Annotated in this window: 18 protein-coding genes; 14 read left to right on the plus strand and 4 right to left on the minus strand. The window is 24.9% G+C overall.

Going from position 1 to position 13,392, the window contains the following annotated elements; all coding sequences use genetic code 11:
* Window positions 1-261 precede the first annotated feature (261 nt).
* From I1959_RS02170 to I1959_RS02210, 9 genes are all read left to right on the plus strand, one after another.
* Window positions 262-408, plus strand: a complete 147-nt coding sequence (locus tag I1959_RS02170) for a hypothetical protein (protein WP_195236949.1) — start codon at window positions 262-264, stop codon at window positions 406-408.
* On the plus strand, window positions 386-1,321 hold the full coding sequence (pfkB, locus tag I1959_RS02175) for a 1-phosphofructokinase (RefSeq protein WP_195236950.1): 936 nt from the start codon (window positions 386-388) through the stop codon (window positions 1,319-1,321). Before I1959_RS02170 ends, pfkB begins: the two co-directional genes overlap by 23 nt.
* A gap of 190 nt (window positions 1,322-1,511) precedes the next feature.
* A complete protein-coding gene (locus tag I1959_RS02180) occupies window positions 1,512-1,784 on the plus strand; it encodes a hypothetical protein (RefSeq protein WP_195236951.1) in 273 nt (90 codons plus the stop codon).
* Window positions 1,785-2,068: 284 nt separating this feature from the next.
* The gene (locus tag I1959_RS02185; protein ID WP_195236952.1) at window positions 2,069-2,905 is read left to right on the plus strand and encodes a GNAT family N-acetyltransferase; all 837 of its coding nucleotides are present in this window, start codon (window positions 2,069-2,071) and stop codon (window positions 2,903-2,905) included.
* Window positions 2,906-2,962: 57 nt separating this feature from the next.
* Window positions 2,963-3,484 (plus strand): GNAT family N-acetyltransferase, encoded by a 522-nt coding sequence (locus I1959_RS02190; RefSeq protein ID WP_195236953.1) that lies wholly within the window; start codon window positions 2,963-2,965, stop codon window positions 3,482-3,484.
* Window positions 3,485-3,511: 27 nt separating this feature from the next.
* Entirely contained in the window at window positions 3,512-4,078 is a 567-nt protein-coding gene (locus I1959_RS02195; protein ID WP_195236954.1) for a maltose acetyltransferase domain-containing protein, read from the plus strand.
* 491 nt (window positions 4,079-4,569) lie between these two features.
* Window positions 4,570-5,103 (plus strand): sigma-70 family RNA polymerase sigma factor, encoded by a 534-nt coding sequence (locus I1959_RS02200; RefSeq protein ID WP_195236955.1) that lies wholly within the window; start codon window positions 4,570-4,572, stop codon window positions 5,101-5,103.
* Between the two features lies 1 nt (window position 5,104).
* The gene (locus tag I1959_RS02205; protein WP_195236956.1) at window positions 5,105-6,202 is read left to right on the plus strand and encodes a DUF4179 domain-containing protein; all 1,098 of its coding nucleotides are present in this window, start codon (window positions 5,105-5,107) and stop codon (window positions 6,200-6,202) included.
* Between the two features lie 231 nt (window positions 6,203-6,433).
* Window positions 6,434-6,649, plus strand: coding sequence for a DUF3955 domain-containing protein (locus tag I1959_RS02210; RefSeq protein WP_092926566.1), 216 nt, complete (start codon window positions 6,434-6,436; stop codon window positions 6,647-6,649).
* A gap of 90 nt (window positions 6,650-6,739) precedes the next feature.
* Here I1959_RS02210 and I1959_RS02215 read toward each other — a convergent pair whose 3' ends face one another.
* Window positions 6,740-7,882, minus strand: coding sequence for an AraC family transcriptional regulator (locus I1959_RS02215; RefSeq protein ID WP_092926564.1), 1,143 nt, complete (start codon window positions 7,880-7,882; stop codon window positions 6,740-6,742).
* 437 nt (window positions 7,883-8,319) lie between these two features.
* Here I1959_RS02215 and I1959_RS02220 point away from each other — a divergent pair, with 437 nt between their 5' ends.
* Together I1959_RS02220 and I1959_RS02225 are read left to right on the plus strand one after the other, a co-directional pair.
* Entirely contained in the window at window positions 8,320-9,129 is an 810-nt protein-coding gene (locus I1959_RS02220) for a transporter associated domain-containing protein (RefSeq protein WP_166505108.1), read from the plus strand.
* Window positions 9,130-9,265: 136 nt separating this feature from the next.
* Window positions 9,266-10,138: a hypothetical protein gene (locus I1959_RS02225; protein WP_195236957.1), complete on the plus strand. Its 873-nt coding sequence runs from the start codon at window positions 9,266-9,268 to the stop codon at window positions 10,136-10,138.
* A gap of 58 nt (window positions 10,139-10,196) precedes the next feature.
* Here the strand turns inward: I1959_RS02225 and I1959_RS02230 are convergent, their stop codons facing one another.
* Together I1959_RS02230 and I1959_RS02235 are read right to left on the minus strand one after the other, a co-directional pair.
* Window positions 10,197-11,309 carry an ABC transporter permease gene (locus I1959_RS02230; RefSeq protein ID WP_195236958.1) on the minus strand — a complete coding sequence of 371 codons (1,113 nt, stop codon included), beginning with the start codon at window positions 11,307-11,309 and terminating at the stop codon, window positions 10,197-10,199.
* Entirely contained in the window at window positions 11,306-12,025 is a 720-nt protein-coding gene (locus tag I1959_RS02235; RefSeq protein WP_195236959.1) for an ABC transporter ATP-binding protein, read from the minus strand. The genes I1959_RS02230 and I1959_RS02235 overlap by 4 nt, the downstream gene beginning before the upstream one ends.
* Window positions 12,026-12,293: 268 nt before the next feature.
* Between I1959_RS02235 and I1959_RS02240 the strand changes: the two genes are divergently transcribed.
* The 3 genes from I1959_RS02240 to I1959_RS02250 are packed head-to-tail and all read left to right on the plus strand — an operon-like array spanning window position 12,294 to window position 13,140.
* Entirely contained in the window at window positions 12,294-12,695 is a 402-nt protein-coding gene (locus tag I1959_RS02240; RefSeq protein ID WP_166505112.1) for a hypothetical protein, read from the plus strand.
* 14 nt (window positions 12,696-12,709) lie between these two features.
* Entirely contained in the window at window positions 12,710-12,913 is a 204-nt protein-coding gene (locus I1959_RS02245; protein WP_166505113.1) for a helix-turn-helix transcriptional regulator, read from the plus strand.
* Window positions 12,914-12,924: 11 nt separating this feature from the next.
* Complete coding sequence (locus I1959_RS02250; RefSeq protein WP_166505114.1) at window positions 12,925-13,140, plus strand: hypothetical protein; 216 nt, start codon at window positions 12,925-12,927, stop codon at window positions 13,138-13,140.
* A gap of 32 nt (window positions 13,141-13,172) precedes the next feature.
* Here I1959_RS02250 and I1959_RS02255 read toward each other — a convergent pair whose 3' ends face one another.
* Window positions 13,173-13,385: a hypothetical protein gene (locus I1959_RS02255; protein ID WP_195236960.1), complete on the minus strand. Its 213-nt coding sequence runs from the start codon at window positions 13,383-13,385 to the stop codon at window positions 13,173-13,175.
* Window positions 13,386-13,392: the final 7 nt, after the last annotated feature.

The raw sequence follows: 13,392 nt of genomic DNA on the forward strand, positions 1-13,392 counted from the left end.
TTCAAGTTAAGTGTAGGACAAATACTTATAAAAATCAATTTGAAATTATGACAAGTAAAATAATTTATAAAACTTAAAAATTTTAGAACAACAATATGAAAAATATATTAAATATGAAAAAGAAAATAACAAATTAATCAAATGAAATTACAAATACATAAATAAAGTAAATTTATATAATATTAGTGTAATCATAAAAGGAAGAAATAATTATGGAAAAAGTAAAGAGTAATTTATTAGGTATATAAATTAATATATTAAATGAACGTAGTGGATTTAATACAGCAAATGCGACTAAGAGAACAAAAAAGAATGACTACAAAGAAAGTAATGTATGATGTGGTAGTAAATAAAATTAAAATGTGTAAAAGTGAGGATAAAGATTATGATAACAGTTATAACATTTAATCCATCAATAGATACACTTTACAAATTAGAAACTTTTGAAATAGGAAAGGTTCAAAGGTCAGGTGATGTTAAAAAAAGTGCAGGTGGAAAAGGTATAAATGTAGCTAGAGTACTAAATCAATTAGGGCATAATCCCATATGTATGGGCTTTGTAGGTGGATACAATGGCCTTTATATAAAGGATGAAATAAAAAAGATTGGTCTTAGAGATGAATTTATAAAAATAGATGGTGAAACTAGAGTTTGTTTAAATATAATAGATAAAAATAAAGTAAGTACAGAAATACTTGAAAGTGGTCCTACAGTAGAAGAAAACGACATGATAAAGTTTGAAAGACATCTAGAAAATATATTAGAAGAAACTAAGATACTAGTAGCTAGTGGAAGTTTACCTAAAGGATTGCCAATTGATTACTATGGATTGTTAGGAGAAATATGTAGGATTAAAAATATAAAATTTATATTAGATACTAGCGGTAAATACCTTGAAAGTGCAATAAATAGTCATATATATATGATAAAACCTAATATAGATGAACTAGAGGCTTTATGTAAGTGTAATATAAATAATAAAGAAGATGCTATAAAAGAAGCTTATAAATTATTAAGATATAATATAGAAAATATATGTATATCTATGGGCAAAGATGGGATGATTCTTGTAAATAAGGATAGTATATATGAAGTAAAAATACCAAGTATAAAAATAGAAAATACAGTTGGTAGTGGAGATTCATCAATAGCAGGATTTGCATATGGATTATTAAATGATTATTCATTAAAGGACTGTCTAAGGTTATCTAATGCTTGTGGAATGTCTAATGCTATGAATATTAAAACTGGATTTATAGATGTAAATGAAGTTGAAAAGTTATTTAAAGAAATAGAAGTATTAGAGTATAGTAAAATCTAATATAATTAGGTTATGTAAACTAAAAATTAAAATAAGTTAAAAAGCTATAAAATTAGGGAAGATACTAAATTTTATAGCTTTTTTAATTATAAAATAATATAAATACAAAACCTCTGTTTGAATGAATATGCGTTAAAAATGTTGTGTGTTATAATTAAATTAGCAGTCAATATTAAACTAAGGGGGAAGTATGAAAAATAAATTTTTAATTGGTTCATTAAAGTGTATGGTAATTTCGTTTATTATCGGTATGATATTAATATTTTTATCGACATCTATAGGGCTAAAAATGGGATATGATGCAATTCAAGCTAGTGGTGGAGGAATGGAAACATCTCAATATGAAATGATTGTTAAATCTAATATAGATAATTTTAGAACAGGTGGATTTATTTTTTCTTTTATAGGTGGATTAGGGATATTGATGAGTGGATATACTTTATATAAAAATATTGAGGAGTAATATTTATCTATTTAAATAAAATTATTATATTAGGAGTAGTAAGATTAAAATTACTGCTCTTTTTTATTGTTTATTTAATTTTAAGAATATATAAAGCCTTGTGAAGTAGTTAAAATAATATATAAGTATTTATAAAATCGTGGACACATTTTCATGATTAAAGAAGGAGGAACGAAACGTTCCTCCTAGGATAAAATATATTTATGTATTAATAATAAGTAAATAAGATGTATAATTAAAATAAATCAATTTTATTAAAACAAAGAAGTAAAAAGGGTGAAAAAATGAATTATAAAATACTTACACATGAAGACTATGACGATATAGTGGATATATCAAGAAATATTTGGGGAGGAAATGATTATTTACCTAGTGTATTTCACAAATGGGTAGATGAAAAAGATGGGTGTTTTTTAGGGCTAGTTGTAGATGATAAGGTGGTAGCAGTAGGAAAATATAGTATTCTAATAGATGGACAAGGGTGGCTTGAAGGGCTTAGAGTACATGTTGATTATAGAGGGAGACAATATGCACATGCAATTTGCGATATGCTGTTTAATTTAGCAAGAGAAGATTTAAGAAACAATAAGATAACTAATATAGCAATGTGCACTCATAAAGATACTGTAGCTAGCATAAATATGATGAAGGCAAAGAATTTTTATTTAGAAGATAGTTGTCTGGTAGTATTTAAAGAAAATGATAATTATAATAAAAATATAAATGATATTAATATTGAAAAATGGGATATATCATATGAAGAATTTAAAAACTTAGATTATTTTAAGAAAAATAAAAATAGAATAACTTATGGATTTACTTATTTTAATTTATGTAAAGAAATATATGAGGAGTTAGTTAAAAGTAATTCTTTAGTAATAGTAAATGGTCATAGATGTATAGTTAAAGTAAAAGGAAATCCTTCTATAATATGTATAGATAATACTTTTGAAGGTATTAATGACTGTGTAAATTATTATTTATTAAAAGAAAACTATAGTGAAGCTGAAATATATATACATAATCCAAGTGATGAATTAATAAGTAAGTTAAAAGAAAACAAATATGAGTCATTAACTAATTTTGAAAATGATTGTTTGTATTATGTTTATAAAGAATAGAAGTAAAAGTATATAGATTAATCTATATACTTTATTTGTATAAAGGGGGAAAAATTAATGGGTGTAGAATTAAAAAAGATAACGCATAAAGATATAGATGATTTTAAATTAATACAAAAATGGAATAATGACAACAGTATAAAGTATTTACTTAGACCAAATTTTAAAGAAGGAGAAATAGAAGATATAACATTAGAGGAATTAATAGAAGGAACTAGAATAAATGAATACAAGCATACATACATGATAGTTAAAAATGATAGAAAGGTTGGATTTGTAACTATTGATACAAATTTTAAAATGTTATTTAATGAATGTGATGATACTGCTTGGATTAGTATATGTGTAGGAGATAATAAATGTAGGGGTATAGGACTAAAAGTAATGAAGCTATTAGAAGATAAGGTAATGAAGTTAGGTAAAAATAAAATAGAGTTAGGAGTGTTTGAATACAATACTAAAGCTATAAATTTTTATAAGAAAAATGGATATAGAGCAATAGGAAAATCTGAAAACTTTGTGTATTACAATGGAAATTGGTATAGTGATATAAGAATGGAAAAACAGATAAATTTATAATCAAAATTAGTTAGGGAGATATTTGCAATGAAGGAGAAAATAATACATCAAAAAACAGAAAAAGAAAAAATGTTATCAGGAGAACTCTATTGTGCCTTAGATAGTGAATTAGAAAAAGAACATGAGAAAGCTCAAAGCATTCTTAGAGAATTTAACAATTCTTCAGATATAAATAAAAGTGAAATATTAAAATCTCTATTTGGAAAAACAGGTGAAAATTTTTGTGTAAAACCTACTTTCCGTTGTGACTATGGATACAATATTTATGTAGGAGAAAATTTCTTTGCAAATTATGATTGCATTATATTAGACGTTTGTAAAGTAACAATAGGAGACAATTGTATGATGGCTCCAAGAGTATGCATATATACTGCAACTCATCCATTAGATGCAGAATTAAGAATATCTGGCTTAGAATATGGTAAGCCAGTTACTATTGGAAATAATGTTTGGCTTGGTGGAAATTCAGTTATAGCACCTGGGGTAACAATTGGTGATAATGTAGTGGTTGCAGCTGGAGCTGTAGTTGTAAAAGATGTTTTGGATAATGTAGTAGTAGGTGGAAATCCTGCTAAAATTATAAAATATTTATAGTAAATATCTATTCTAAAATATTTTTCAAAAACTATAAAACTTTATTAAAGATAAGTAATACCAAGTAATATCATAGAATTTATCCTGATATTAGTTGGTGTTAATTTATGTACATTTTTAGTTATATATTATTAATTATAACCTTCAAATAAATGCCTTCCAAAAATATCAACTTTTTATTTAAAATATTTTAAACTTCTTTTCTAAGTGACTTATCTGTATAAAAATCAATAATACATCCTTGTGTTTTTTACTTACACTTGCGTATCTATAAATCATTTGGTATAAAGTTCTTTGTGATAAATTTTATAAATTAATAGTTTATGGCACTGCTAAATGTATTGATTTTGCTAGAGTAATTTAGTTGGTGTCAATATTTTGATTATATAATAAATAAACAATAAAATAAAAAAATATTTAAACATGCAAGTTTTTTAATTTAATTTACGAATTAATTAGTGTAAAAGCTTTTATAGTTAGGAGGAAGTAACTTGCAAGACAAATTAATGATTAAATATATAAAAAAGAAAAATCAAAAAGGAATGGAAATTTTAATAGACCAGTACAATACTCTTATTACCTCGGTAGTTAGATATCATTTAGGTACACTTATTAATTATGAAGAAGAATGTGTTAGTGATACTTTACTAGCCATTTGGGATAATATAGACGGCTTTGAAAAAGATAAAAATTCTTTTAAAAACTGGATATGTGCAATAGCTAAATATAAAGCAATTGACTACAAAAGAAAATATCTAAATAAGATAGAGACATCTAGTTTAGATGAACAAACATATTATATAGACAAAAATTTACTAAAGGTAGAAATTCAAGAGGAATTAAATGAGACATTAAACTTCTTATCAGAAGAAGACAAAGAAATATTTAGACGATATTATCTAGATGATGAAAGTGTAGTAGATATAGCAAATGATAAAAAGTTAGCTATTTCAAGTATACATAGTAAATTATCTAGGGGTAAGGCAAAAATAAGAAAAGCTTTATTAAATGACGGAGGAAAATAATATGATAGATAAATATAAAGTATTAAATAATGAAAAAATTCAATTTGATAGATATGATGAAGTAAAAGCTGATAACGAAAAAATGAAAAATATAATGAAATCTAAGTTAAAGTCAAGAAAACAAGTAAATAAAAAATTAATAGCAGCAAGTATATCAGCAACACTTATACTAGGCTCTGTGGCTCTAACTAATGAAACTACATGGGCATATATTGATAGATTAGTAAATCATATTGAATCTTTCCTAGATAGAGATTATGGTGAATTTGAGAAGTACAAATTTGAAGGGAATCAATCAATAGAAGATAATGGATTAGTTCTTAATCTAGGAGATGTAATGCTTGATGATAGACAATTAATTATAAGTTTAAGTATGGATTATACTAATTTTGATTTTAAAGAGTATGGCATTAATAAAAAAGATTTTATACCAGATATACCAATAGTAACTATAGGAAATATGTCTTTCCCTGGTCAAGGTGGGGGAATCATGCAAAGAGATTTAAGAGCTGAAAATAAAAAAGAGTTTTTATATACTGTTAATTTAACTAGTATTGACACTGACGGAGATGGACTTGTGGATACTGACTTTGAGATACTTGATAATCTAGAAAAAAATAAAGATTATAATTTAAAAATTAAATTTAAAGATTTTGATATAGGGGAATCAAAGACTGAAAAAGGAAGGTTATTAAGTAAAAGTTTTGGCAATTGGGAGTTTAATACAACTATAAATAGTTCTAATATATCTAGTGATTTAAAAATTGTCGATATTAACAAAGTTATAGATATAGGTAAAGGAGTTAAATTTAAAATTGATCAAGTAAGAATTTCTCCTACTTCAGTGAATATTAAAACACAATTAGAAGGAGATCAGTCCAATGTAACATCCTTAATACATAATGCAGATGTCTCTGTAAAAGATGAAAGTGGAAATAGATTATTTGGTGGGGGAATTGGTAATTCAAATGGAAATGGTATATACCATAATTTTGAACGTAAAGGTAGCGAAAAGAAGATTACCATAATTCCTGTAATCTATTCGGAAAATAATACTAAATATTTTGAAGATGAAAAAATAGAAATAGATATTCCTTAAATTAATATTTTTTAATAATACCAATGATTATTAATAGTCATTGGTATTATTTATTTTTATTAAACTTTTGTGAATTTTTAATAAGGTTATATAAATATTTTAGATAATATAATTGCAAATATGTAATAAAAAAATATCGAAAAACAATAAAAAAGTATTGGAATATATCTTTATGTATTATATAATCTATTTATCGAAAAACAATAATTATGTATCGTGTATGGAGGAAATATGAAAAAATATATTTTAAATTTAATACCATTTATTATAAGTATAGGATGTTTTGTAAGTTTTAATTTTATAGGAAGTGAAGTAGCACCAGATGGTACTTTAGTAGAGCCATTTTTCTTAATACCTATAGGATATCTATTTTTATTTATAGGAATAATAGGAGTATTAGTTAGAGTAGGATTAAATTATTTTAAAAGATCAAAATGTAATCAATAGATAAATTAAAAGCTGGCATATAAGCCAGCTTTTTCATATATATAGAATTTATGTTAAGTATAAAATTGTTTAGAATTAATAAAAATGAGGTTAATCATATATTGACTTTGAGTATTCAGTTGGAGAAATACCAAATGATGTCTTAAATTTTTTAGAAAAATAGTGAATAGAAGAAAACCCAAGCATCTCAGATATTTCACTAATAGTATAAGAAGTGTTTTTAATAAGTTCTTTACTTTTTGATAATTTTAATTCATTTATATAATTTTTTACAGTATTATCCATATTCTTTTTAAATAATGAGTGTATCATAGATGGACTTATACAAAAATGACTACATAATGTATTTATAGATAATTTTTCGTATATATGTTCATCTATAAATGAAAGTATTTCATTTAATAAGCTGTTTTCATAAGTTTGTCGCATGTGAGTCGTTGGTTTAGATTGAAAGTAGGTATTTTTTAGCCTGGCAGTATGTATAATAAGCTGTTTTAAGTAACAAATAGATAAATCATTGGAGTATATATCGTCGTTTGAAAGTTCTTCTATAAGTTTACTTATAATATTGTAGGATTCTCTTTCTAAAGTAAATACTTTATTACAAAGTACTTCATAGTCATTAGAGTCCATTTTAAAGTTAATAGTTAAGTAAGAGCTAATATTATCTGAAGTAGCTTGAGTATGAAATTGAAATGGAGCATAAAATATGAGATCGCCTTGTTTTAAATTATATTCTTTACCATCTACATTAGTAGATAGGTTTCCTTTATCAACATATGTAAGCTCCCAATAAGGGTGAGATTCACCAGCAAAAGAATAGTTAGTCCCCTTTTCTTGATAAAACTTAGTATAAATTTGATCAATATTAAGGGAAGATGAAATTTTAGTATAAGTATATTCTTCTTTTAGATTTATAGACTTAAATTCATCTTTAGATATTATGCTTATTTCACTTTCATCTGAAATTGATATTAAATTGAAATATATTCCTTTTTTTAAGTTAATTATCCTATTTATTATAAAAGATTTTATATCTTTTCCATCTAATGAAACTAGTATCATAACAACACCTTTATTTACTTTTAAAAAGGTAGAGTTATCAGATGTTAATTTTAATTTCTTAATACTTTTATTTTTTATATTTATATCTTTTGAAAAATCTCTATCTAAATTTTCACAAACTAGTTCCCCAAAATTTTTAAAGGCAGGATTAGTAGTTTTTATGAACATGGATACCCCCTAAAAAGTTTAATGTGTTAAAATTTTCCCCTAATATAATTTTATACTATTTAATATGGTATGTAAATTAAGATAAATAAAAGTGTATTTATTAAAAAAGTTGTAAAGGAAAATGTTTATTCTAAGTAAATTAGGGTATAAAAGTAAAAAATGTATAATGAATTATTTTTGTAGGATGAAACAATCCTAAAGTGAATTTATTAAGTAAAATATATGAATAAAAGTTCAAAGTAAATTTTATAAAAATTGGTTTTAAAATATTTAATTTTAATATAAAATAAAATTATAAGATATAAGTATAGACGTAGTAAATATTTGTCTAACAACTTATACAGACATAAGTCATAGTATATACTATAGGTAAATTGACTTATATAATTAACTGTGATAAAATCATTTAAAAATTTATATTTAAAGGAGATATGAGTATGTTAGAACCTGAACCCGAAAGGACCATCTTACAATCAATTTTTAAAAATGTGAAGGACTTTATAAATAATATTATTCACATTATAACAGGTAAAAAAGAAAATAATGAATTAGATAATCTAGCTGTAGATAGTAAGTTTGAATTAAACGATAAAGTAGCTAGAGAAATTATGGTATCAAGTAAAGATGCATTTTTAATAGATGTAAATGAAAATATAGATACTATATTAGATGATATATCTATAATAAATTATTCGAAAATACCTGTATACGAAGAATATGTAGACAATATAATAGGAGTCTTACATGTAAAAGATTTAATGATTGAGGCTAGAAAAGAAGGATTTAAAAATATAGACATAAGAAAGATTCTTCATAAACCATGTTTCATACCAGAAACTAAAAATGTAAGTGAATTATTCAATTCAATAGATTCACAAAATGATAATTTATTTATATTAATAGATGAATATGGAGCATTTTCAGGCATAGTAAGTATGGAAGATTTAATCTGTGAGATCAAGGGTATAACTTATGACAAAAGTGATTTACACCATGATAAAATCAAGAAGATAGATGACAACAACTTTATGGTTAAAGGAGTATTAAGTGTAAGTGACTTTAACGAAATATTTAATGTTAACATTGAAGAAGGAGATTATGACACCTTAAATGGTTATATTATAAATCAGCTAGGAAAGATTCCAAATGAGAACGAAGACATACAGATTAATTTAGGGAAGTTAATTCTTAAATTAATAAGAATTAATAAAAGAAGAATAGAAGATATTCAAATAAGTATATTATAGGTGTAGATTATTCTACACCTTTTTATAATATTATAAAAAATAATAGTATCTATTTGATATACATAATAGAGTAACTTTTAATTATATATTGTCATATACATATACAAAATAAAAAAATCAACTAGGGGGATTTTACATGCAATTAAATAATGACAATATGAATAAAAATAATATGAATAATAAATCTTTACAAGGGCAAGGAACAAATCAACAATTTCCAGGTGGGTCTCAAAATCAAGGAACAAATCAACAATTTCCAGGAGGATCTCAAAATCAAGGAACAAATCAACAATTTCCAGGTGGGTCCCAAAATCAAGGAACAAATCAACAATTTCCAGGAGGATCTCAAAATCAAGGAACAAATCAACAGTTTCCAGGAGGGGCTCAAAATCAAGGAACAAATCAGCAATTTCAAGGGGGATCTCAAAATCAAGGAACAAATCAACAATTTCCAGGAGGATCTCAAAATCAAGGCGTAAATCAACAATTTCCAGGGGGATCCCAAAATCAAGGAACAAATCAACAATTTCAAGGAGGATCCCCAGGACAAGTTGGTTTACCAAGCATGCCACCGCAACCACAACCACAGCAACAACAACAACTAAAGTCAAAGCCACAGCCTGATAGTGGTAATGAAAGGTCAAGAGTAAAGATAAAGTCAGTATTTGACGATAAATTTGTAGTAATTGGTAGAGATGTTTTTTTATATGCAACAGCTCAAAATGCTAATAGCGGTGATACATTTAGACTTATAATAGATGGTAATAAAGCAAGAATAAGAGAAGCAGGAGGAAGTTTCGTAAGAGTAGATAATAGAGATTTTTTAATTGCAGATACTGATAGAAGAGGAGCTACAGAGTTTACAATATATAGAACAGGTGATAGAGAATATGTATTAAGGGCACCTAATGGATACTTTGTTAGAGTTAGAGAAAATGATGCTAGACTAGTAGCAAGGGCAGTAAATGCTGATGAAAGAACTAGATTTAAATTTAGAAGAGTAGACTAAAAATAAAGCGTACCTTATAATTTTATAAGGTACGCTTTATTTGATTAAAAAATTAATTTTATATTTTTCTATATCTTTTTAGACCTACTATATTTAATAATGAAAGTATTATAGCAAATAGTAGCAATATAATTATATCCATATATATATCATTAAAGGTATATCCTTTTAGGACTACACCACTAAGTGCATTAGAACCATAGTATAATGGTGTAAATCTAGATAAAACTTGTAACCAATTAGCCATAGATTCTACTGGAATTATTCCTGTAAAAAATATTTGAGGAACTATTATAATTGGTATAAATTGCATCATCTGAAATTCTGAATTTGCAAAAGTAGACATTAAAACACCTAAAGTTAATGCTACAAAGGCTATTAATATATTTATAATTATTACTAAAAATACACTTCCAACTATTTTTATATTTAGTATATATACAGAAAATAGTACTAAAATTATAGTTTGTATAACTGAGAATAATCCATAACCTAGTAAGTAACCTCTTATAATCTCACTTCTTTTAATTGGAGTAGAAAGCAGTTTGTCTAATGTACCTGAAGTTCTTTCCTTTAAAAGAGATATACCTGATACTAAAAATACAAAGAAGAATACAAAAAATCCAATTAGTATAGGGTTTAAAGTATCAAAGTAAGATAAATTTTTATCTCCATATATATAGTTATTTTTAACAGATACTTTGCTAATATATAAGTTAGTGCTTAAGTTATGTGTATTTTTAGAAAAGGCAAATTGCTTTTGATATGAGCTAAGTGAATTTTTAATATTAATCATTTCGTCTTTTGCTAATGTAGCATTTATCTTAGCTTCTATCTGTTTACTATTTTGAGGAGAACTATTTTCATAAGTAACATTTAAAGTATTATCATCTAAATATATAAATGCGCTTAAATCATCTTTTAATATTTTATCTTTTATATTATCCTTATTTGAATAATTTAGTATATTTAAATCTGTTTCCTTTAAGTTATCATTAAATTCACTATTAGTATTATAAACACCTATATTTAGTTTTACATCTTTACTTGAATTAAATAAAAAATATACTAAAGACATAACTATAAGAGGTGCAAACATCATAAGAGCTAGGGTTCTTTTATCGTTTATAGTTTGTTTTATAATTCTAATTGCTAATGCTTTAACTCTCATTTAGTTTCACCTCCTAATTTTAAAAATATTTCTTCTATAGTATTAACTTCAAATTCTTTTATTAAATGATTAGGAGTACCAGTAGCAATTATTTTACCGTCCCTTATTAAAGCTAATCTATCACATTTTACTGCTTCATCCATAACGTGAGTTGTTACTATTATAGATTTTCCTTCATTTTTTAAGTTATAAAGCTCATTCCATATATCAAATCTAAGGCGAGGGTCTATACCTACAGTAGGTTCATCTAATATTAAAAGAGCAGGGTCTTGAATTAGAGATATAGCAAGTGATAGTCTTCTTTTCATACCTCCTGAAAAACTTTTAACTTTTTTAGAAAGGTGATTTTCAAGATTAACTAATTTTGAAGTATAATCTATTCTTTCTTTTATTTTAGATTTATTTAATCCAAATATTTTTCCAAAGAAATCTAAATTTTCTTTTGCACTTAAATCTTCATATAAAGCATCTGACTGTGCCATATATCCTATGTTTTGTAATACATCTAAATTAGGAATGGGTTTATTAAATACTTTTATAAATCCGCTATCTATTTTTTCCATACCTATTATAGCTTTAACAAAAGTCGTTTTACCAGCACCAGAAGGTCCTATAAGACCAACTATTTCACCTTTTTTTATATCTAAGCTTAAATCATCTAAAATTATAGATTTAGATAGTTTCTTAGATATATTTGAAACTTCAACAATATTCATAAAATACTCCTTTCTATTTTAGTATGTACTGTGCTTATTAATGATTATACTACAATTACAATAAAGTTAGAAAACTTAAGGATAATTAAAATTTTCATATAAAAATAAATTTATAAGTTTAATTTAAAATAATATATATTTATGTAAGTTATTCCAAATGAGAAATAAGTATTGACATTTTTCTACAAAATATGTAATATGAAGTTAACTTCATGTGAAATAAACTTCACATGAAAATTAAATATTATAATATTTAGAGGTGAACTATTTGGAGGATAAATTTATACAACGTGTTATTATATCAGTAATAATTATTCTAATGGGAATTATCGAAATGGTAATTAATTCATCTATAGAAGTAAATTTTGGATATTTAACCGCAATTATAGGTGGAATTCTTTTTATATTATCTATTGCTTCTAACATTAAATATCAAGTAAATAAAGAAGAAATAGATAAAGAATTTTCAAGAAAGTACGATGAAAGAGATGACTTAATAGATGGTAAAGTTGCTAAATTTACTTTAAGGGTTTTAATAGCTATAATCCTACTTACTATGTTCATTTCAAACTGGGTCAAAATTCAAACTGATAATGCTTTATTAATTATAATAATATCTTTTATGGTCACTGAATTTTTAGCTAGAAAATATTATAATAGTAGGATTTAATTAGGAGTGATTTGGTGAGGAATAGAGTAAAAGAATTACGGTTAGAACATGGATTAACACAACAAGAATTAGCTGATAAGGTATATGTATCTTCGAGAACAATAATATCTTTAGAAAAACAAAAATATAACCCATCTGTTTTACTTGCATATAGAATTGCTTCAGTTTTTGATTTATCGATTGAAGAAGCATTTATATTTGATGATGGGGACAAATAAGAAATGGAGAAATGAAAATAATGAGAATAGCATTTATAATTTTTGGAATAATTTTAACACTTTGGGGAATACATAGAATGAAAACTGATGATGCATTTTTTGGAAAAAGCCAAACAGGTAAAAACATATTTAATTTAATATTAATGGGAGAAGCATCTGGGCTAGGACAATTTTTAGGTGGAGTTTTATGTATAGTTATAGGTATAATATCTTTTATAATTAAATAAATAAAAGAGAGGACTTTTAAGTCCTCTTTTTATTAATCTATTATTTCTATAGATTTTATATTATTTTTATCTAAAGATATAGAACTACCAAGTTCAAATCCAGAGACAGTAAGTAAACTTATATATTGATTAGAATTAAATTTGTCCATCCAATCAAGTAGGGCATTAAAGTTTTTAATGTTATTTCTTTCTACTATTTTAGTAAAGCCATTATTAAAGGTTATTTTTAATTTATCAACGCTCAAATATGTC

This window comes from Romboutsia sp. 1001285H_161024_C4 (genome assembly GCF_015550185.1).
GTDB lineage: Bacteria > Bacillota > Clostridia > Peptostreptococcales > Peptostreptococcaceae > Romboutsia_C > Romboutsia_C hominis.